A 20,738-nucleotide genomic window follows, 5' to 3' on the forward strand; every position below is an offset into this window, starting at 1 on the left:
TCAACCTCCCGCAACTGCTGCAGTTGACAAATCGACGACTTCGCCGCGGCTTTGATCAGAGCGCTTCTGGGCGCGATGCACCCACACCGCCATCACCGCGGAGACGATGAACAGGCCGGCTTCGGCCGCGAACACTGAAGCATAAGACAGCGCCGGCGACGACAGGAGGAAGCGCGCGACATCGCTGGCAAGCGTCCCGACGAAGCCCCCAATGCCGAACGCGATAGCCTGCGCTGCGCCCCACAGCCCCATGCGAACCCCTTCGCGTTTTTCACCGCCGGCGCTGACCAGCGCCATCATCGAGCCGATCGCCGCCACCGCGTAAGCGCCGTTGGTGACGCCGAGCACGAACACGGTCTCTCGCAGCGGCCAGGTCGGGCCGACCAGCGCCGCCGAGGACAAGCACAGCAAAGCGATCGCCGAAGTGACGCAGCCGCCTACGGTCCAGACCTGGAGATTGCCGCGTGTCTTCGGAAACAATGCGCCGATCAGCGGCACCAGCGCCATGCCGAGCAGCGTGCCGGCGTGCTGCACGCTCGACAGCTTTGTGGTCTCGCCCGGGGTGAAGCCGAACACTGCGCCGGCGAAGGGCTCCAGAATGAGATCCTGGGCGCTGTAGGCGAGCATCGAGACGAACACGAAGATCGCAAACCGGCGCGCCTGCGGCTCGGCCCAGACTTCCTTGATCGCGGCCCTGAAAGAGCCCTTGTCGACCTGCGTCTGAGCGGCGGGCGCCGCGGCGCCGGCCCTGCCCTCGACGCCCCAGACGCCGATGAAGGTGAGCAGCATCGCGATCAGCGAGACGCCCCCCGAGACCGCGACCAGCCGCGACGGTGAAAACGGATCGAGCAAATGGCCGGCGAAGCCGGTGGTGACGATGAAGCCCGCGATCATCATCACCCAGACGATGGTAGCGGCCGCGGCGCGGCGGCGCTCATCGGTGCGCTTCGCCAGAAGCACCAGCAGCGATGTGCCGGCAGCGCCGACGCCGCCGCCGATCAGACAAAACGCGACGATCGCCAGCGCCACGCCGAACAGCGGCTGCGTGCTCATCCATGCGGTTGCGACCGCGGCGAGGAAACCGCCGAGCGCGAGCACCGCCATGCCGCCGATGATCCACGGCGTGCGGCGTGCGCCGCGATCGGAGCCGTGGCCCCAGGCCGGACGGAACACTTGCAGCGCGTAATGAATCGCGACCAGCGCGCCAGGCAGCATCGCCGGCAACGCCAGCTCCACCACCATCACCCGATTGAGGGTCGAGGTGGTGAGCACGACGATGGCGCCGAGGCCGGTTTGCACCAGCCCCATCCGCACGATGCCGAGCCAGGATAGCGGTCGAAGCATGATCATGACCCTCCGATCGAGGACAGCGCGAAGGCGCTGACCAGCATACCGAGCACATAGCTCGATACTCCGGTCCCATTATACCACGGCGCGCGCTCGCGTGGGGCCTTCAGCAGGTGCGACATGAAGCCGAGCTGCAGCACCAGCAGCGCGGACACAGCGATCGCGTAATATGGCCGGTCCCAGGCGAACAGCAGCGCCACCACGACGAGCTGCGGCACCGCCATGACTACGCAGGCCAACCGGGCGGCGTTCTCGGCGCCGAGCAGCACCGGCAGCGAATTGACGCCCATCTTTTTGTCGCCATCGATCGCCTTGAAGTCGTTCAGCGTCATGATGCCGTGAGCGCCAATGCCGTAGAGCAGCGCGACGACGATGATGCGCCAGTCCGGTATCGAAGCCGACATCACGGCGGCGCCGGTGAACCAAGGCAGGCTCTCGTAAGCCAGGCCGCAGGCCGCGTTACCGAACCATCCGTTCTGCTTCAAACGGACCGGCGGCATGCTGTAGGCCCACGCCATCACCAGGCCGAGCGCCGCTGCGACGAACACCCACGGCCCCAGCGTGGCCGCGAGCATCATTGACAGCACCGACCATGCGACCGCGATGTAGAAGCCCCAACTGCCCGGGATCCGTCCCGACGGGATCGGACGATTCGGCTCGTTGATGGCGTCGACATGCCGGTCGTACCAGTCGTTCACCGCCTGGCTCATGCCGCACAGCATCGGACCGGCGAGGATGATGCCGGCGATCACCAGCGGCCAGCGCTGCGACAGCGGCTCGCCCGACGACACCACGCCGCACCCGAACGCCCACATCGGCGGAAACCAGGTGATCGGCTTCAGCAATTCGAGCACGTCGGTCGCGGCCGGACGTACGACCAGGGTGTTACTCATCAGCAGCCTCTCCTTCCGGCGCATGCTCTGCAAGGCCGTAGCGGCGCAACTTCACGTAAAGACTTTGACGGCTGAGGCCGAGCATATCGGCGGCCGATGCGCGGTTGTCGCCGGTGAGTTCGAGCGCCGCTTCGATCGATAGCTTTTCAATGACATCGGTGGTTTCCCGCACCAGATCCCGCAGCGGCACCCGGCCGATCAACTCCGTGAGCTGCGCCACCGAACGCGGAAGCTCGCGTTTAGAGCTCGGCGCAGTCGGCAGGCGTTTCTCGACATTGCGGATCGCGAAGCCGAAGCACGGTTTGTCCTCGACGTCGTTGAGCGCCACCGCCGAGACCTCGACCTCGGCCGAGGCGCCGTACTCGCCCCGCAGCACTGTGGCGAACAACTTGATCGCGCCGCTTTGACGCAGATTGGCGAGCGCCACACTGAGATCGACACCGGTGCGGCCGAGCCAGCGGTCGAGCGATTCGCCGCGCGCCTGCTCGGCATTGCCAAGCTGCGTCATTTCCAGAAACGCGAGATTGGCCCGAACCACCCGTCCGTCGTAGTGGGTGATCACCATCGCGTCAGCGGCGACCTCGAAATACTTCAGCAGCAGCGCGACACTCTTCGCTGCGCCGGTTTCCGGAATCGCGGATTGCGAAGTCAGGCGCATCAGAAACAGCGAGGCGTTCTCCTGCCGAAACAGCGACGCCGACAATTCGCATTCACGCCCGCTATTGGCGAGGCGCACGCGCGCGCGTCCGTCACGGCCGGTGGAACGAACGTCAGCCAACGTGTTCAGCACCGCCTGCTGGTGGGCGTCGTCAAAATAGGCTGCAACCGCTGAATTCAGCGTCTGCGCCGCAGGCGTTTCGAAAAGCGCCAGCGTCGCCGGGTTGGCGTCGACGATCAATTCGCTGTTGGCATCGACGATCATGACAGCTTCCGAAGAGACCTGAAACAGCAGCCGGTAGCGGGTTTCTGCGTGCCGCAGCCGGATGTAATCCCGCTCCATGGACTGCTGAGCATTGATTAGGCGCTGTTGCATCATCGCGAGTTGACGCAGATCACGTCCCACGACCAGCAGCCGGTCGTCGCGCCCGAGGCTGATCGCCGAGTACAGCACCGGAACATCCTCACCGCCGGGTGAGGGATGATTGACCTGACGCCAAGTCGGAACGTCGCGGACAGTGGCATCCAGCAGGAGCTCCCGGATTTTCGCCTGGGTGTCGGCCGTGACGATGTCCATCAGCCGCGAGCCGAGCCAACGGCCCTGCCCGTCCAGTTCCAGTGCCAGCTCGTCCTTGTTGAACGCCACATCCCGGATGACGCCTTGCGTATCGACCACCAGCGCGACGTCGGTCGCGGCAGCGATCAGCTTCGCAGCAGCAAGAGCACCGAGATCCCCCAGCGACTCCTTCGGAGATTTGAACACTTGCACCAGGGCAAATATCCTCCAGCAAAAACTCGTCCTCCACCTCGGCGTCTGCGTCCTACAAGTCGAGTCTTCTTGTTTTTCTCGCGCCTTCTGAGCGGCTCCGAGTCTCTTTTTCGATCTTGTGTCTGGCCTTCAAGGCGCGTGGGAGGCGTCCTTTACCGCACGTCGCCTCACACGTCATTATCCAACTAGGGAAACGCTGCTCTGACGAGACGAAATGACGGGGTCTAATAACGGGGTCGGTCTAAATGTAACAGCGCGCGCCTGACCGGTATTCATCAATCAGGCGCGCGCATTGTCTTTGTCGGGTTTGACGTCGGGTTGCGTTACCGCGGCGGCGCCAGCCCGTGCTTCACACCCCAGTCGAACCAATTGTCGACCACCGGGCCACTGAGGATGATGCCGATCGCGCCGGTCAGCGGGCAGAGCACTGCAAACCACCAAGCCCAACGATGGATCGATTCGGCCGTCGCATTGAAGCCCATCGTCCAGCGCCAGAACAGAGCAGCGCGTTCAAGTGCGGTACCGCGGTCCAGCATCTGCTCGATTTCGCGCTCGCCGCCGTAGCGGCTCACAGCGAGGATGGTCGCACCGTGCATGGCGAACAGCAGTGCCGAGCCATACAGGAAGGCGATCGAGAGACAGTGGAAGGGGTTGTAGTAGAGATTGCCGTACTTGATCGAGAAGTTGTTGGTCCAGTCGAGATGCGGGAAGATGCCGAACGGAGGAGCTTCACTGAAGGAGCCCATCAGAACGGGCTGGATGAAGCCGATCGAAAAGTACAGCAGGATCGCGGAAGCGAACGCCCACGACACGTGAGTACCCATCCCGAGCGCCCGCGAGCGGCGATAGGTCCGAACCCACCACAGCGCGATGGACACGGTCAGGAAGAAGCCGGTCATCAGCCACCAGCCGCCTTCCTTCAACGGCGGGATCGAGAGGCCGTATTCCGGCTTCGGCGGCTCTAGCGCCAGCCAGCAGAACTGCCGCAGGAACTCGATCGGGCTCCAATCGACCTGCGCCAGCATGTTGAGACCAATGATCTCGAATGCTACGAGGCCGCACAACAACGAGGCAACACCAGTGAAGCCGAGATAGACAGGACCTACCTGAGCGTCACCGATCTTACCAAGCCAGTAGCTGAACGTGGTCTTGGTCTCACGGGGGGAGCTGCCGGGTCGTAGCGGCACCCCCGCATAGGCAGGTCCTTCAACCTGGACCTGTGTGAAGATGTTCTGATATTGGGCCATGACAAGACTCTCTTGTGACCGGTTGAATTACTGTTTCCAGATCGGAAGATTCCGCCACCAATTCCACCAATCGGGCCACGAGCCACCCTCGGCGAGAACCGGACCGCTGATGATCATGCAAACTGCACTGAAGAACACAGCCGCCAGCGCAAGGAACAGACCGAGGCGGTGAATGCCGATCGTGCCGATCGAATAGCCAACCAGATCGCGGAAGATCGTATTCTCATGCTCCGGAGACTTCACCGGCTCGCCACGGTCCGGATTGAGGGCCGAGAGAACCAGACCGCCATGCAGCGCCAGCGCCAGACAGGTCGTGAAGAAGAACGTGATCGCAATCATATGCGCGGGATTGTAGTGGAACTGGCCGTAGGCGTAGCCGGTGTTCGAGACCCAATCCAGATGCGTGAAGATGCCGTAGGGGAAGCCATAGCTCCAGGAGCCCATCAGCACCGGACGGATCACCACCAGCGTCACATAGGCGAAAATCGCGAAGCTGAAAGCGAACGGCACATGATAGCCGATGCCAAGCTTGCGGCAAATTTCCACTTCACGCAGCGCCCAAGCAACAAATGCGCCGGTTGCGAAGATCGTCACCCACTGCCAGATTCCGCCTTCAGTGAGCGGGGCGAAACCCAAGCCGTACTTGGCGTCCGGCGGATTGACGCTGATCTGCCACAGATTCCAGGTCGGGCCGAGAGCCGTATTCCAGATGATCAGCGCGATCCCCATGAGCGCGCAGAAGACCGTCGCGATCCCGAAGAACCCGACATAAAACGGGCCAACCCAAAAATCGAACAGGTCGCCCCCGATTAGCGTTCCGCCACGAACGCGGTATTTTTTCTCAAAACTGAGCATTGCCATCGATCGTTCCTCCGCGAGCGCGCCAGGGAAAATCCATCGTAGTGATCCAGTCCAGGTAGCTTCCCGGAAGCGGACGAGCCCGGCAGCTCAGTCCGTTTCCCGTCCGTTCCGGTAAGCAGAGCGTCATGCCATTTAGACGGGCATGCTGGTGTAGGTCTGAGAGATCTCAGCCGTCTTCTTCGGGCCGTCCAGCCAGTTGAACCGGCTGGTGCTCAGCAGGATGAAGTGGATGATGATGGCCAGGCCGAACAGGAACACGAACAGCAGGACCAGCGCGCGACGCGGATCAAACAGAAGCCAAATTCGCCACATAGTAGTCTCCCCTTAGCACAGATACGAAGCGATTTGCTGGACGCTATCGAGCGCAGTCTTGTAGCCGGTCGCGCTCGGCAGCCACGGACGCCACATCCAAGCAAGGATGTGAGCAACCACAGCGACGACGATGAAGAGGAAGAAGCTCGTCACGAAGATCGAGTGGAATTCCTTGGCTTCCGCTTCGGAAAGTCCCGAGATGGAACCGTCACTCATTTGGTACACCTCCTAGTGATGGCCTTTCGGCCGACTCGCCGCCCGAGCGTGGGCGGCAAATGATTGCCGTATCGTTTCCGAAACGACAGCGAGTTACCGTTTCGTTTCCGAGAACGGCAGTGTTCCGTCCGGCAAGCCGGACGAAATTCGAATTACATCCCCATGAACGACGAGGTGACCAGAACGCTTGCAGCGTTGTGCGCTTCACCAAACACCGATTCACGTTGCTCCGTCGTCTTGCGCCACGGCATCGCACGCGTCACGACAGCTCGGATCAGAAACAGCGCGTAGCACGCACCGAACATCAGCCGGCATTCGACAGCAGCGTTATCGTGAAGCACCCTCGAGCGACGGCCGGTGTGAACGTAGTCGGACATCGATCAACTCCTCACCCTTGGATTGCGCATATTTGGTCGCGCGATTGTGAAGCGCATTGTTCTAGCTCAAATCATCTCACGCCGACTGCCCATCCAAGAGCGCCGCACGTGCTTTACTGACAAATTCTTTCGTCACCTGCTCTTGGCCGGCACGGCGCGCGCTGTTTTCAGCTGCGTCGCGCAAACGCTTTGCTGCGCTAATCCGCACCAGCACCGGATGCGCCTCGAGCACTTCGTCGAGCAGCGCCTTGGCTTCGTCGCTCCAGAGCAGCTCTTCGTGACGACGCGCCGGAGTCGGATCGACGCGATCGAGATCGCTGCCGAGCGGCAGGATGTTGAACAGCGCATCGAACAGCGCGTTGCACACTTCCTGCACCAGATAGGTCGCGCCCGAGTAGCCCATGAACGGCGTACCGAGATGGCGGCGGATCACCGCGCCCGGAAACGACGCCGGGATGTAGATCGCGCGCGAGCCCGATTCGGCGAGGTACATTCTTTCGTTGTAGCTACCGAACATAATCAGCGGCGGAGTCTGCCGAATCGCGGTGCGAACCGCGTCGTTGTCCGGCTTCACGCCGGCCTTGCGCGACACTGCGAAGGTGCACGGCAGGCCCATTTCCGTCTCGAGGAAATTTCGCACGCCGCGGGCATAAGTATCAGTGGCGACGACCGCAAAGCTCGCAGTGCCGAAGAAGTCCTGGGTCACCGAGCGCCACAGGTCCCACAGCGGCTTGATCGTGGTGTTCTTCTCACGCTCGATGAACGGCTCCGGATCGAGACCCGTGAGCTCGCCGAGCTTGCGCAGGAAGCGCGTGGTCGAATGCAGCCCGATCGGCGCCTGCAGATAGGGCCGCTCCAGCGCCTCGCACAGCAGGCGGCCGAATTCGCGGTACATGCAGACGTTGACATCGGCATTCACCAGCTTCGGAATATCGGCGAGGTGCGAGCCGAGCGGAAACACCATGTTGACTTCGGCGCCGATGCCTTCGATCAGGCGGCGGATTTCCGCGAGGTCGGACGGCATGTTGAAGGTGCCGTAGATCGGGCCGATGATGTTGACCCGCGGCTTGACGTCCGGCGACAGCGGCTTGCGCTCCGGAATCTTCTTCGGGCCGTATTCTTTCCACAGCCAGACGATGGCGCGGTCAGCACTCTGCCACTGGTCTTCGTCGATGGTGCGCGGCAGGAAGCGCTTGATGTTGGTGCCTTCGGGCGTGACGCCGCCGCCGATCATTTCGGCGATCGAACCTGTCACCACCACGGCTGGCAGGAACGGGTCGAGCGTGCGGTGCGCGCGCTTCATCGCGCCTTCGGTGCCGAGCTTGCCGAGTTCGTCTTCGCCGAGACCGGTGACGACGATCGGCAATTCGTGCGGCGGCAGCGCGTCGGTGTAATGCAGCACCGAGGTCACCGGCAGGTTCTCGCAGCCGACTGGGCCGTCGATGATCACCTGCAGGCCCTTCACCGCGGTGAAGGCATAGACGGCGCCCCAATAGCCGCCGGCGCGATCATGATCCAGGACAAGCATCAGATCATCTCCTCAGCTTTGCGCTTCTTGGCTGCGGCTTCGATCTGCTTCCTGTATTTCTCGCGGAACGCCGGATTGTCTTTCGGGGTGTCTTCCCAGACGCCTGCCGCAAAGCCCTGCCCGACCTCGCCGAAAAATTCCTTCATCTCGTCGAAGCGCGCCTGATTTCCGAGCGCGGCGTTGACCACCTGCGCCAGCGAGCCGGCGCCAGCGACGCCGAACAGCGGCCGCGCCGAGATCAGGTTGGTGAAATACAAAGCCGGGATCGCCATGGTCTTGGCCTTCTGCACCACGGGCGTAGTGCCGATCGCCAGGTCCGGCTTGAACTCGTCGATCGCCGCATAGTCATGCTGGAGCGAAGCGCGGTACTGAACCTGAACGCCCTTGGCCTCGAGCCATTCGCGATCCGGATCCGACCATTGCGTGCGCGGAGCCGCAGTTCCGACATAAGGCACCTGCGCGCCGCTCTCGATCAGCAGCCGCGCGACCAGCAATTCCGAACCTTCATAGCCCGACACGGTGATACGAGCGTTGATCGGCTTGGCGGCGAGCGCCGCCTTGATCGCGGGCAGGAAACGGTTCTTGGCGGCGTCGATCTTGGCGCGCTCGACGTTGCAAGCCGTGCCGATCGCCTCGAGCCAGGCTTCGGTGCCGTCATGGCCGACAGGCGCCGAGCCGACGGTCTTGCGGCCGGCGAGACCGAACTGACGGATGCAAGCGGTGTAGAACGGATGGATCGCCGCGACCACCTGACAGTCGAGCGCAGCATAGAGTTCGCGCCATTCGCGGGTCGGCACGACCGGACCGGCAGCAAGACCGAGCGGCTCCAGCATCATGTTGATGCCGACCGGATCGGCCGGGAACATCTCGCCGAGCAGCGTCACGGTCGGCCGCTCACTGCGGCCGCCGCGGGGCGCCTGCACAGGGCCCTGCTCCGCTTCCTTGCGGGCGTATTCCAGCATCGCCGCGGACAGCACGTCCTTGGCTTCGGCATGGGTCGGCACGCCAAAGCCCGGCACGTCGATGCCGATGATACGCACGCCGTTGATTTCATTCGGCAGCAGATCGAGCGGCACGCCGGAAGCGGTCGGCACGCAAAGATTGGTGATAATGATGGTGTCGTAGTGCTCGGGATCAGCGAGCTTGAACACCGCCTCGCGGATGTCCTCGAACAGCTTGCCGGTGACCAGCGTTTCCGAACTGAACGGCACGTAGCCGACGGTACGGCGCGCGCCGTAGAAGTGCGACGTGAAGGTCAGGCCGTAGACGCAGCAGGCCGAGCCGGACAGGATCGTCGCGGTGCGACGCATCCGCAGGCCGACGCGCAGCGACCCGAACGCCGGACACATGCTCTGCGGCTGATCGTGCGGCCCCTTCGGATAGTCTTCGGCGTAGCGATCGAGAATTTCACTCTTACCGGCGCTCTCGGCGGCAGCTTTCATTTCGGCGGCGCCGGCGTGGCAACCGAGACCATCGGCCTTGGTCGCCGCCGCATTGATAGCGGGCGTCGTGCCGGCAGCAGCAGGCACAGCGCCGTCAGCATCCGCCGAAACGTCCATGTCGGTCGGATCGCTGACGATCGATTCGCCGATCGGGCCGGAATAGCGGGGCATGACGGTCATCTCGAACTCCGGGACACGCTGTGACTCAAACCGCGTCGTAGATGACTTCGAGCGACGGCTTGTTCAGCACCGAGGCGCCGCACATGTCTTCGATCGTGGCCGGCAGCAGCACGACGTCACGGCCGGTGATGTCGCTCGTGAACAGACCGAGCAGACCGTCCTGCGTGAGCGGATTGGGACGAACCGGCGGTGCGGTGGCGACATTCGCGGCCAGGGTCTCGAACAGCGACCCCCATTCGCCATCGGGCTTGCCGATGATCTCGTAGTTGGCGCTCTTCTTGCGGATGTCGTCGTCGGCCGGAATTGCCGAAAGAACCGGAATGCCCACCGCAGTGGCGAAGGCCTGCGCCTCGCCGGTGCCGTCGTCCTTGTTGATCACCATACCGGCGACGCCGACATTGCCGCCGAGCTTGCGGAAATACTCGACCGCGGAGCAGACGTTGTTGGCGACATACAACGACTGCAAGTCGTTGGATGCGACCACGATCACCTTCTGACACATGTCGCGCGCGATCGGCAGACCGAAGCCGCCGCATACCACGTCGCCGAGGAAATCGAGCAGCACGTAGTCGAAGCCCCACTCGTGGAAGCCGAGCTTCTCGAGCAGTTCGAAACCGTGGATGATGCCGCGACCGCCGCAGCCGCGACCGACTTCAGGGCCGCCGAGCTCCATCGCGAACACGCCGTCGCGCTTGAAGCAGACGTCGCCGATCTTCACTTCCTCGCCGGCGAGCTTTTTCTTCGACGAGGTCTCGATAATGGTCGGACAGGCCTTGCCACCGAACAGCAGAGACGTGGTGTCGCTCTTCGGATCGCAGCCGATCAGCAACACCTTCTTGCCCTGTTGCGCCATCATGTAGGACAGGTTGGCGAGCGTGAAGCTCTTGCCGATGCCACCCTTGCCGTAGATCGCGATAATCTGGGTTTCCTTGGTGACAGGAGTCGTCACCGGGGCGTCGGGCTCGATCGACGCCTCGGCCCGGAGTTGCGCGTCTTGCAGGTTGATCGTCGGAACGACGTTCATCAGGACAATCTCCAGTTCAGAACCATTTTGAGGCAGGCGGGATCTTCGAACGCGATGCGGTAGGCGTCAGGCGCGGAAGCCGCTTCCTGATGGTGAGTAATCAATCCGTCCAGCGAGAGCTTGCCGGTGTCGATCAGCGCCTTGGTGGCGCCGATATCCGCCGGCTGCCATTCCGCCGCGATCCGGATCCGGGCTTCGCGCATGAAGGCCGGAGGGAACGCGAACGACAAAGGCTCGCTGTAGAAGCCAGCGAGCACGATCTCTCCGGTCGCCGCGATGCGACAGATCAAAGAATCGAGCAATTTTGGATCGCCGCTGACATCGTAGATGCTCTTGTAGTCGCGGCGCTCGTCGGTCTCGGGATCGACCACGGCGTAGCCATCGGCCCCGCCGCTGCGGATCGGGTTCTTCTCCCACACCACCGGCGGCGGATTGCCGAGCGCGATCGAGATCCGCGCCAGCAGGCGTCCGAGCACGCCGTGACCGACGATGCAGTCCGGCGGCGCAGCATTGCGGGCGGCAATGGCGTGATAGGCAGTGGCGGCGAGCGCGATCAGGATGCCGCGCTCACCGAGCTGCTGATCGAGCGGCACCACGCGCTTGGCCGGAACGACGAGACGCGACGCCGAGGCGCCGAACAGACCGCGGACTTCGCCGAAGCATTTCGCCCCGGGCACGAACACCATTTGGCCGGGCTTCAGATCGGTTGCCGATCCGGCCTCGACCACTTCGCCGACGGACTCATAGCCAGGCACAAGCGGGTACCCCATTCCGGGGAACGCCGGCATCCGGCCGGACCACAACAGCCGCTCGGTACCGGTGCTGACACCGCTCCATGCAACATCGACAACAACGTCGTCAGCAGTCGGCGGGGTGAGAGCCAGGCGACTGAGTTCGACGTGTTGCGGCTGCTTGAGGACGACCGCGATGGTATCCATCGCCTACTCCAAATTCGCGCGGCAGAGACCCGCCGCCGAGTGTCATGCTAAACTGACGGACGACAGTGTCAAGCCAGATTAACACATTTGGAGCGCTTGATTGCGGTAATCACGGATGCCACCAGGGGCATCGGCACAGAATGGAGCTCGATCTGGGTGAATCCGGCTGTTTCCAGCAGGTCGCGCAGCCGCTCGAACGTCCTGGCTTTACCGGTTCCCATCGCCCTCAGATAAAAGGCGAAATAGGCATCCGAGATCGATTCCGTGCCCGGCAGGCCGGCGATCGGCTCGGCGATCAGCAATTTCCCCTGATCCGGGAGGGCGTTATGGACGGCGTCCAGCAGCTCGGCCACGACCTCGTCGTCGTGGTCGTGAATGACCCTCACCAGCGAAACGATGTCGGCGCCTTCGGGCAGCCGATCGGTGCGGAAGCTGCCGCCGACCGCGGTCGCCCGGTCCGCCAGTCCAGTGACCCGAAACCGCTCTGCCGCCTTCTCGGCGACCGCCGGTAAGTCGAACAGGATGCAGCGGAGCTCTGGATTCTGCGCGGCGACAGCCGACAAAAACGATCCGTCGCCGCCGCCGACGTCGAGCAGGCAGCGATACGCCCGGAAAGAGAAGGCATGTAGCACTTCGCGGGCAATCATCGGCTGCGACGCCGCCATCAGCGCGGTGTAGGACGAGACCTGCTCCGATCCGAGGTCGGCCGGTCGCTCGCCGCGGACATAGGCCCAATACGCCGCGAGTTCGCCACCGCCGCGCGGCCCGCGCAGCAGGGCCAAAGGATCGGCGAGGTCGCGGTATAGCATCGCATGGTGCTCGACCAGCGCCAGCACGCCTTGATTGCCGCATAGCTCAGCGCCGAGCTGGCCGAGGCCGTAGCGGCCCTGGCTACGCGGCTGCACCAGCTTGAGCGCCGTCGCTCCGTCGAGCAGCATCTGCATCGATTCCCGCGGCAATGACAGTCGCGTGGCGAGCTCGTCGACGCTGGCAGGACGCTCCGCAAGCAAATCGAACAGCCGCAACTGCACGCAGGCCAGCAGGATTTGGGAATAGACGAAGCCAGCGACGAGATCGAACATCGCGGCGGCGCGGCGCCGCGCGACACGCCGCGTCAATGGAAACACCGCGGCAAAGCGCTGAAAGCGCGGATTCGACAGAATCGAATCGCGCCAACCGAGCAGCCGATCGCGCAGGCTCGAGGAAATCATTGTCACTGCTACCACCGGCCGGCCTCGCAGGCCAAGCCGTGGCTGGGCTCCAGAAGCTTCGGTCTGATGAGATCCGAAGCTTTAGATTGTTGTTTGACGCGTCGCGTTCACGCGAATCGGCATGGCTCGCCAGCGCCGCATCACGCCGCGGATTGCGCCAGCTTCGCCGGCACCAGGCGCGTGGCCTCCGACATGATCAGCGAGCGAAGTTCGTTGCCGTTGGCGCAGGGCGGCATCGCCTCGATTGCGCCGCGGACCAGCGACTTCAGATAGAACACCGCGCCGTCAATGCCCATTTCGCGCACCGCGCTCGGGCGATCATGGGCGATATCCTGACCGACCGGCTTGCCGATTTCGTCCTCGTCAGCGGCGGCGTCGCGCAGATCGTCGGCGACCTGATAGGCTTCGCCGATCTTCTCGCCTACCAGCCGCCACGGCTCCGGATCGGCGCCGGCCGAGGCCGCACCCGCCGCAGTCGCGGCGACGAACAACGCGCCGGTCTTGGAGCGGTGATAATGTGCGAGATTGATTTCGGATTCGCATTCCCACGCCTGACCGGCGACGATGCCGAGCGGCACGCCGACGGCGCCGCCGACGACCTGAGTGAGCTTCAGCAGCCGGTCCGGCGCGCAATTGACGCGGGCAATGGTCTGGAACGCCAGCACGATCAGCGCGTCTCCCGTCAGCACAGCGAGCGGCTCGCCGAACGCCTTGTGCACCGAGGGACGGCCGCGGCGGATATCAGCGCCATCGAAGCAGGGCAGATCGTCGTGAACCAGCGAGGCGCAATGCATCAATTCAAGTGCCGCGCCGGCGGCTTCTGTTGCGGCGGGATTGTCCTCGCCGCAGGCCAAAGCCACGCTGTGGCAGAGCCGGGGCCGGACACGAGCGCCGCGCGGGAACACCGCACTGCGCATTGCAGCCGCCAAGCGAGGCGGGCATCCTGCCAGATCTGCCTGGCTGAGCGCTTCGGTAAGAGCACGCTCGATCCGATTGGTCACATCCATGGCAGACTCCCGCTCTGAGGCAGCAAGTGTCAATTTAACTTGTCATGCGCAACTGTAAGTTATTATGGACACCTGTCAATGACATGGCGCAATGACACTTAAGGCGGAGTCGAGAGCTGGAATGAGAGATCAGACCGGAAAGAATCGCGTGGTGGTGATCGGCGCGGGCGTGGCCGGACTGACCTCCGCCCTCGCCTTGTCCGCCCGCGGTCTGGACGTGACCGTGGTCGAGCGCGCGGCTGCTCCCGGCGGCAAGATCCGCGAGGTCGGAATCGGCGCCTCGCGGATCGACAGCGGCCCGACCGTTTTCACCATGCGCTGGGTGTTTGAGGAGCTGTTCGCCTCTGCCGGGCTGGACTTCGCCGATCACGTCCGGCTACGCCCCCTCTCCGTGCTGGCACGCCACGCCTGGGATGCGACAACACGGCTCGATCTGTTCGCCGACGAGGCGCGTTCGACGGATGCGATCGGCGATTTCGCGGGAAGCGCCGAGGCCAAACGCTATCGGCAATTTTGCGCCGACAGCCGGCGAATCTATCAGATCCTCGAACGGCCATTCTTGCGCGCCACCGCACCGAGCCTGTTCGGACTGGTCACCGGAAACGGGCTCGGCGGCCTGATCGAACTGCGCAAGATCCGTCCCTTCACCACGATGTGGAATGCGCTGGGTGATTACTTCCACGACCCGCGACTGCGCCAATTGTTTGGGCGGTATTCGACTTATTGTGGATCATCGCCGTTTCAGGCGCCGGCAACGCTGATGCTGGTCGCCCATGTCGAACAGCAGGGCGTCTGGATCATCGAAGGCGGCATGCACGCGCTGGCCCGCGCGCTCGCCGACTGCGCGACTTCGCTCGGCGCCACCATCCGCTACGAACAGGAAGTCCGTGAGATCATGGTGTCGGGCGGCCACGCCGCCGGCGTGATTCTCGCGAATGGCGAGCGGATCGAAGCGCAGTCGGTGATCGTCAACGCCGATGTCGGCGCGCTGCCCGGCGGCCTGTTCGGCGAATCGGTGCAACGCGCGGTCGCGCCGATCGCTCCGAAGGTTCGGTCGCTGTCGGCGATGACGTGGAGCATGGTCGCGAAGACCGATGGGTTTCCGCTCAGCCGGCACACGGTGTTCTTCTCGCGCGACTATGCGCGTGAGTTCACCGACATCTTCAAGCGCGGCGAAATGCCAAGCGAGCCGACCGTCTATGTCTGCGGCCAGGATCGCATCGACGACGAAGCAATGCTCGACCAGGGCGGCGAGGAAGAACTGCTGGTGCTGGTCAACGCGCCGCCGGTCGGCGATCGCAAATCATTCGACGAAACAGAGATCGCACGCTATGCAGAGCGGACCTTCGGCGTCTTGGAGCGCTGCGGGCTACGTATCCAACAGAAGCCCGGCAAAACCGAGGTGACGACGCCGGCGGATTTCAACCGCTTGTTTCCCGCGACCGGCGGCGCGCTTTACGGCCGCGCCTCCCATGGCTGGACCGCATCTTTCGAGCGCCCCGGTGCTCGCACCAAGATTCCGGGCCTGTATCTCGCGGGCGGCAGCACCCATCCCGGCCCCGGCGTGCCGATGGCCGGCCTCTCCGGCCGCGCCGCCGCGGCGAGCCTGATCGCCGATATCGAGACCGAGCTGCAGGGGCTGAAGCCGTTGCTGCGGCCGGTCGCCACCTCAACCGAAGCGAACAACCAAACGTAACAATCAATGATTGCCTGGCCCAACGAGACCGACGAACGCCGCGCCGGATTCAACCTCGACGTCCCGCCCAACGGCTATGCCTGGTGGTATGTCGACGCGATCAGTGACGATGGCAGCGAAGGCCTCACCATCATCGCCTTCATCGGCAGCGTATTTTCGCCCTACTACGCGTTCGCACGCCGCGGCGCTGCAGCCGACCCGCTCAATCATTGCGCGCTGAACGTCGGGCTGTATCACAGCGCCGGCAAGCGCTGGACGATGACGGAGCGCGCGCGCGGCCGCGTTGCCCGCAATCTCAGCTCCCTGCTGATCGGACCGAGCGACCTCGCCTGGGACGGCAAGGCGCTGACCATCAACATCAACGAAGTCTGCGCACCGATCCCGGGGCGCATCAGGGGACGCGTCCGGGTCATTCCGACGACCGTCACCAAACAGTGCTTCGTGCTCAACGAAGACGGCAATCATCGCTGGTGGCCGATCGCACCACGCTCGCGAATCGAAGTGACGCTGGACCAGCCGAAGCTGAACTGGCAGGGCGAAGCCTATATCGACACCAATGCCGGCGACGCGCCGATCGAGACCGGCTTCAGCCATTGGGAATGGGCGCGCGGCGCGCTCCGCGACAAAACCGCGATCCTCTACGAAGCCGAGCGCCGCGACGGCAGCCGCCTCGATCTTGCGGTCACTTTCGACGCCCAGGGCAACATGGAACGCTTTGCTCAGCCGCCCCTCATGACGCTGCCGCGCTCAGGCTGGAAGGTCAGCCGCAGCGCGCGCAGCGAGCGCGACGCCAAAGTGCTGCGCACCCTCGAAGACACTCCGTTCTACGCCCGCTCGATGGTGGCGACGACGTTGCTCGGCGAACCGGTGACGCTGGTGCACGAGAGCCTCTCCCTCGACCGCTTCCGCATGCCGATCGTGCAGGCGATGCTGCCGTTCCGGATGCCGCGGAGGAAGTAAGGGCGGCCGCGGCCGCATCCTTGGATGGCCGGGACAAAGCCCGGCCAAAGTGGCATCAATTGCTTTTGGGGGGTGTTTCGCTCTTCGCCTTCTCCGCCTCGCGCTTTTTATCCAGCCTTTTGCCTTGCCATTCGAGGATGAGCCAGCTTGCGGCGAACATTCCGAGCATCAGGATCTCGAAATAGTTGAACGCGCTGTCGCTGGTCATGGCGCGTCTTTCTTCTCCCGCTCGGCGCGGGCGCGGTCGAGGCGTTTGCCTTGATGCTCGAGGATGAACCAGCCGGCGATCAGGCAGAAGAACACGACGCCGAGTTCGATCAGCCCGTAATAGTTCTCCATCGTCCGCCTCCGTCGTGCGACTCAGCTCCAACTGACCAGCGGCGGCATCGAACTCATGATGGTCTCGGTGTTGCCGCCGGTCTGCAGCCCGAACATCGTGCCGCGATCGTACAAGAGATTGAACTCGACATAGAGCCCGCGGCAGGCGAGCTGCTGGGCGCGCTCCTCGTCGGTCCACGATTCCTGCATCCGCTGGCGCACGATCTTCGGATAGACCGCGAGCAGCGCCAGCCCGACGTCGCGGGTGAAGGCAAAGTCGCGGTCGAAATCGCCGCTGTTGAGGTGATCGTAGAAGATGCCGCCGACGCCGCGCGCCGTGCCGCGATGCGGCAGAAAGAAGTAGGTGTCCGCCCAAGGTTTGAACTTGCCGTAGTAGCCCGGATCATGGGCGTCGCAAGCGCGCTTCATCGCGGCATGGAATGTCACAGCATCTTCGGCGTCCTGGCTGCGTTGCTCAGGCAGCATCGGCGTCAGATCCGCGCCGCCGCCGAACCAGCCCTGCGCGGTCGAGAGAAACCGCGTGTTCATGTGGACGGTCGGGACCCGCGGACTGCGCGGATGCATGATCAGGCTGATACTCGTCGAGACGTAATCCAGGCTCTGGCCGTCGCCCGGCACAGTCTTCGCCATTTCAGGCGTGAGCCGGCCGTTGGCCGACGACGTGTGGATGCCGATCTTCTCGAACAGCCGGCCATTCGACAGAAATCCGCCAACACCGCCGCCGGCGCCAGTCTTCCGCTGCCACGGTTTGTAGGTGAAGGTCGCGGGCGTGCCGGGGAACAGCTCGGCCGGCGCTTCGCGCTCCAGCGCCTCGACCTCCGCGCAGATCCTGTCGCGCAGGCTTTCGAACCAGGTGCGGGCCTGCGCCCGCTGGTGTTCGACGCGGCTCGTTGTCGCGGTGTCGAGTTCAGTGTCGATCGTCATGGCCATGATCCGTTGCGCTTTCGACGCCATCGGTATCACGCAAGCTGACCGCCTTCGAGGATTTTTGCAAATCACTGGCAGTTGTCGGCGGCACACTTGAATTTAGGAGGGCAGCGTCACCAACCCCATGGCATCAGGGCCGGGCTTGCCCCCGGCCAACTGCGAAAACAGGCACTCGACCGGCTGAAGGCGCGAATGCCCGGGTCGAACCCGGGCATGACGACGCAACTACACCCGGCTGCGTTGCAGCATCTGGTCGCGGCGTTCGAGCCGCGTGAACAGGTCGACCAGCCAGGCGACCTTCTGCTCGATCGGCTTTACCTGCGGCATCGGCTGCAAGTCGCGGACCGGATGGGCGATCACCGCATCGATCAGGAAGCGGGTTTCTTCCATGTCGCCCAACTTGGCCGGCAGATTCTTCGCGGGCGCCCATTGGGTTTCCTGGAACGCCAGCATCCGCGACAGCACAGCGAGCTTGCGCCCGGTCGAGACCACCGCACGAGCCGACACCGAATCGAGCGCGGAGCGTTCGACCTCGCGGCCGATCTCGGCATATAGCGCACGCGCGGCGAAGATACCGGGACGGCACGAGCGCGGCAGGTTCGCGATGCCGAGCGTGGCGCGATCGTACAGCGCATCCGCGGTGTCGATCAGCCGCTTGACGATGCCGGCGATCTCCGGCGTGAATTTCGGGTCGGCGAGCCACTTTTCCGGATCGAGCCCGGCTTCGCGCATCCACGACAGCGGCATGTAAATGCGGCCGTTGCGCGCGTCCTCGCCGATGTCGCGGGCGATGTTGGTGAGTTGCATCGCGCAGCCGAGATCGCAGGCACGCGCGACAATGTCCGGTCTGCGCTGCCCCATCACCAGCGTCATCATCACGCCGACGGTGCCGGCGACGCGCGCGGCATAGCCGTAGAGATCAGACAACGTCTCGAAGCGGCGGCCCTGCGAGTCCCATTCGAGACCTTCGATCAGCGCCTCGGGAATCGCCGGCGGAATCGAGAAGCGCGCGATCACGTCGGCGAAGGCGCGATCCGACGGATATGGCCGGGGCAGACCGCGACAGGCGCGGTCGAGTCGGTCCTTCAGCACTTCGACCGCATTGCTGCGATCGAGGCCGAGATCGACGGCGTCGTCGGCGACGCGACAAAACGCGTACAGCGCAATCGCCGGATCGCTGATCCGGCGCGGCAGCACCTTCGACGCGGCGTGAAACGTGCGCGAACCTTCCTTGATCATCACGCGGCAGGCCAGCATATCGGAATGTACGGTCATGAATTCACCAGACTGTCAGCCTCGGGGACCAGGGAATCGAGCACGCGTGCCGAGGACAACACCCCGGGGAGACCAGCGCCGGGATGCGTTCCCGCGCCGACGAGATACAGATTCTTGACGTCTTCGCTCTGGTTGTGCGGCCGGAACCAGGCGCTCTGCCACAACACCGGCTCGAGCCCGAACGCAGCACCGCGGAACGACGACAGCCGGTCGCGGAAATCCAGCGGCGTGGTGAGCTTCGAGGTCACCACCTGATTTTCGAGATCGGGCAGCACGGTGGCGCCGAGCATCTTGGCGATCGATGCGCGATAGCTCTCGGCCTTGGTGGTCCAGTCGATGTCGCCGAGCAGGTTCGGCACCGGCGACAGCACGTAGAACGTATCGCAGCCGGGCGGCGCCAGCGACGGATCGGTCGCGGTCGGGCGGTGCAGATACAGGCTGAAATCATCGGCGACGATCTTGCGCGAGAAGATGTCGGTGATCAGCTCGCGGTAGCGCGGGCCGAGCAGGATGGTGTGGTGTTTGACGTCCTCGTACCGCCGCTTCGTGCCGAAGTACCAGACGAACAGGCTCATCGAGTAACGGGACTTCTCGATCTTGGCGTCGGTCCAACGGCTGCGCGTCTCCGGCGCCAGTAGATAACGATAGGTCGAGGCCGAATCCGCATTCGACACCACGATGTCGGCCTTGATCACTTCGCCGTCGGCGAGCTTGACGCCGCAGGCGGCGCCGTTCTCGACGACGATCTGGCGAACGTCCTGATTGTAGCGGATCTCGTTGCCCTGCCCTTCGATCAGCTTCACCAGCCCGGTCACCAGGCTGCCGGTGCCGCCCATCGCCGAGTGCACGCCCCACTGCTTCTCCAGATAGGTGATCAGGCAGTACACCGAACTCGACATGAACGGGTTGCCGCCGATCAGCAGCGGATGGAAGCTGAACACCTGACGCAGCTTCGGATCCTTGAAGTGCTTCGCGACCAGCCCGTAGACGCTGCGATAGCTCTCCAGCTTGATCATGTCCGGCGCGATCTTCAGCATGTCGGTGAAGCGGCTGAACGCCTGATCGCCGAGTTGCTCGAAGCCGACCTTGAAGATCGCCTGCGACGCCGCCATGAAGCGGTCGTAGGCCGGCACGTCGTCCGGGCAGAACTTCGCGATCTGATCCAGCACCGCATCGCGGTCGTCGGAATAATCGAAATGCGTGCCGTCGTCGAAGCGGATGCGATAGAACGGCGCCATCGGCTTCAGCGTGACGTCGTCGGACATTCGCTTACCGCAGAGCTTCCACAGCTCTTCGAACAGATAAGGCGCGGTGACGATGGTCGGACCTGCGTCGAAGGTGAAGCCGTCCTGCTTGTGGACGTAGGCGCGGCCGCCCGGCTTATCGAGCTTCTCCAAGACGGTGACACGGTACCCTTTGGCACCGAGCCGGACCGCGGCGGCGAGACCGCCAAAGCCGGAGCCGATCACCACCGCGTGCGGTGCGTGATCACGAGGGAGACGAGGAGCGGTTTTGGGACCTGGATCGAGCAT

At 63.8% G+C, this 20,738-nt stretch carries 21 protein-coding genes; 2 read left to right on the plus strand and 19 right to left on the minus strand.

The genetic code is table 11. The features are described from left to right. From BMY71_RS08725 to BMY71_RS08790, 14 genes are all read right to left on the minus strand, one after another. A complete protein-coding gene (locus BMY71_RS08725; protein ID WP_092683183.1) occupies positions 1-1,344 on the minus strand; it encodes a BCD family MFS transporter in 1,344 nt (447 codons plus the stop codon). Between the two features lie 2 nt (positions 1,345-1,346). Next, the gene (gene chlG / locus BMY71_RS08730; protein WP_011504133.1) at positions 1,347-2,240 is read right to left on the minus strand and encodes a chlorophyll synthase ChlG; all 894 of its coding nucleotides are present in this window, start codon (positions 2,238-2,240) and stop codon (positions 1,347-1,349) included. Further along, positions 2,233-3,666 carry a transcriptional regulator PpsR gene (gene ppsR / locus BMY71_RS08735; protein WP_092683091.1) on the minus strand — a complete coding sequence of 478 codons (1,434 nt, stop codon included), beginning with the start codon at positions 3,664-3,666 and terminating at the stop codon, positions 2,233-2,235. Before ppsR ends, chlG begins: the two co-directional genes overlap by 8 nt. A 323-nt stretch (positions 3,667-3,989) precedes the next feature. Further along, positions 3,990-4,913, minus strand: coding sequence for a photosynthetic reaction center subunit M (pufM, locus tag BMY71_RS08740; protein ID WP_011504135.1), 924 nt, complete (start codon positions 4,911-4,913; stop codon positions 3,990-3,992). A gap of 27 nt (positions 4,914-4,940) precedes the next feature. Next, positions 4,941-5,774 (minus strand): photosynthetic reaction center subunit L, encoded by an 834-nt coding sequence (gene pufL, locus BMY71_RS08745; protein ID WP_011504136.1) that lies wholly within the window; start codon positions 5,772-5,774, stop codon positions 4,941-4,943. A gap of 132 nt (positions 5,775-5,906) precedes the next feature. Continuing rightward, positions 5,907-6,086, minus strand: a complete 180-nt coding sequence (gene pufA / locus BMY71_RS08750; protein WP_011442873.1) for a light-harvesting antenna LH1, alpha subunit — start codon at positions 6,084-6,086, stop codon at positions 5,907-5,909. A 12-nt stretch (positions 6,087-6,098) separates the two neighbouring features. Then, positions 6,099-6,302, minus strand: coding sequence for a light-harvesting antenna LH1, beta subunit (gene pufB, locus BMY71_RS08755; RefSeq protein WP_041805439.1), 204 nt, complete (start codon positions 6,300-6,302; stop codon positions 6,099-6,101). A 152-nt stretch (positions 6,303-6,454) separates the two neighbouring features. Further along, a complete protein-coding gene (locus tag BMY71_RS08760; protein ID WP_011504138.1) occupies positions 6,455-6,679 on the minus strand; it encodes a hypothetical protein in 225 nt (74 codons plus the stop codon). A 76-nt stretch (positions 6,680-6,755) separates the two neighbouring features. After that, positions 6,756-8,207, minus strand: coding sequence for a chlorophyllide a reductase subunit Z (gene bchZ, locus BMY71_RS08765; RefSeq protein ID WP_011504139.1), 1,452 nt, complete (start codon positions 8,205-8,207; stop codon positions 6,756-6,758). Next, the gene (bchY, locus tag BMY71_RS08770) at positions 8,207-9,829 is read right to left on the minus strand and encodes a chlorophyllide a reductase subunit Y (protein ID WP_092683093.1); all 1,623 of its coding nucleotides are present in this window, start codon (positions 9,827-9,829) and stop codon (positions 8,207-8,209) included. The genes bchZ and bchY overlap by 1 nt, the downstream gene beginning before the upstream one ends. A gap of 25 nt (positions 9,830-9,854) precedes the next feature. Beyond that, positions 9,855-10,853: a chlorophyllide a reductase iron protein subunit X gene (locus tag BMY71_RS08775; protein WP_011504141.1), complete on the minus strand. Its 999-nt coding sequence runs from the start codon at positions 10,851-10,853 to the stop codon at positions 9,855-9,857. Beyond that, positions 10,853-11,791 (minus strand): chlorophyll synthesis pathway protein BchC, encoded by a 939-nt coding sequence (gene bchC / locus BMY71_RS08780; protein ID WP_011504142.1) that lies wholly within the window; start codon positions 11,789-11,791, stop codon positions 10,853-10,855. Before bchC ends, BMY71_RS08775 begins: the two co-directional genes overlap by 1 nt. Before the next feature lie 68 nt (positions 11,792-11,859). Then, positions 11,860-13,002: a methyltransferase gene (locus BMY71_RS08785; RefSeq protein ID WP_092683095.1), complete on the minus strand. Its 1,143-nt coding sequence runs from the start codon at positions 13,000-13,002 to the stop codon at positions 11,860-11,862. Between the two features lie 140 nt (positions 13,003-13,142). After that, positions 13,143-14,009 carry a polyprenyl synthetase family protein gene (locus BMY71_RS08790; protein ID WP_011504144.1) on the minus strand — a complete coding sequence of 289 codons (867 nt, stop codon included), beginning with the start codon at positions 14,007-14,009 and terminating at the stop codon, positions 13,143-13,145. A 121-nt stretch (positions 14,010-14,130) separates the two neighbouring features. Here BMY71_RS08790 and crtD point away from each other — a divergent pair, with 121 nt between their 5' ends. Next, a complete protein-coding gene (gene crtD / locus BMY71_RS08795; RefSeq protein ID WP_092683097.1) occupies positions 14,131-15,705 on the plus strand; it encodes a 1-hydroxycarotenoid 3,4-desaturase CrtD in 1,575 nt (524 codons plus the stop codon). Between the two features lie 6 nt (positions 15,706-15,711). Continuing rightward, positions 15,712-16,665 (plus strand): carotenoid 1,2-hydratase, encoded by a 954-nt coding sequence (locus BMY71_RS08800; protein WP_011504146.1) that lies wholly within the window; start codon positions 15,712-15,714, stop codon positions 16,663-16,665. Between the two features lie 55 nt (positions 16,666-16,720). Here the strand turns inward: BMY71_RS08800 and BMY71_RS24865 are convergent, their stop codons facing one another. From BMY71_RS24865 to BMY71_RS08815, 5 genes are all read right to left on the minus strand, one after another. Then, the gene (locus BMY71_RS24865) at positions 16,721-16,873 is read right to left on the minus strand and encodes a hypothetical protein (RefSeq protein WP_011504147.1); all 153 of its coding nucleotides are present in this window, start codon (positions 16,871-16,873) and stop codon (positions 16,721-16,723) included. Further along, positions 16,870-17,004 (minus strand): hypothetical protein, encoded by a 135-nt coding sequence (locus BMY71_RS25430; protein WP_011504148.1) that lies wholly within the window; start codon positions 17,002-17,004, stop codon positions 16,870-16,872. Before BMY71_RS25430 ends, BMY71_RS24865 begins: the two co-directional genes overlap by 4 nt. Positions 17,005-17,025: 21 nt before the next feature. Then, the gene (gene hemF / locus BMY71_RS08805; protein WP_092683185.1) at positions 17,026-17,928 is read right to left on the minus strand and encodes an oxygen-dependent coproporphyrinogen oxidase; all 903 of its coding nucleotides are present in this window, start codon (positions 17,926-17,928) and stop codon (positions 17,026-17,028) included. Between the two features lie 228 nt (positions 17,929-18,156). After that, positions 18,157-19,206, minus strand: coding sequence for a phytoene/squalene synthase family protein (locus BMY71_RS08810; RefSeq protein WP_011504150.1), 1,050 nt, complete (start codon positions 19,204-19,206; stop codon positions 18,157-18,159). Continuing rightward, a complete protein-coding gene (locus tag BMY71_RS08815) occupies positions 19,203-20,738 on the minus strand; it encodes a phytoene desaturase (protein ID WP_011504151.1) in 1,536 nt (511 codons plus the stop codon). Before BMY71_RS08815 ends, BMY71_RS08810 begins: the two co-directional genes overlap by 4 nt.

This window comes from Rhodopseudomonas pseudopalustris, from assembly GCF_900110435.1.
Classification (GTDB): domain Bacteria; phylum Pseudomonadota; class Alphaproteobacteria; order Rhizobiales; family Xanthobacteraceae; genus Rhodopseudomonas; species Rhodopseudomonas pseudopalustris.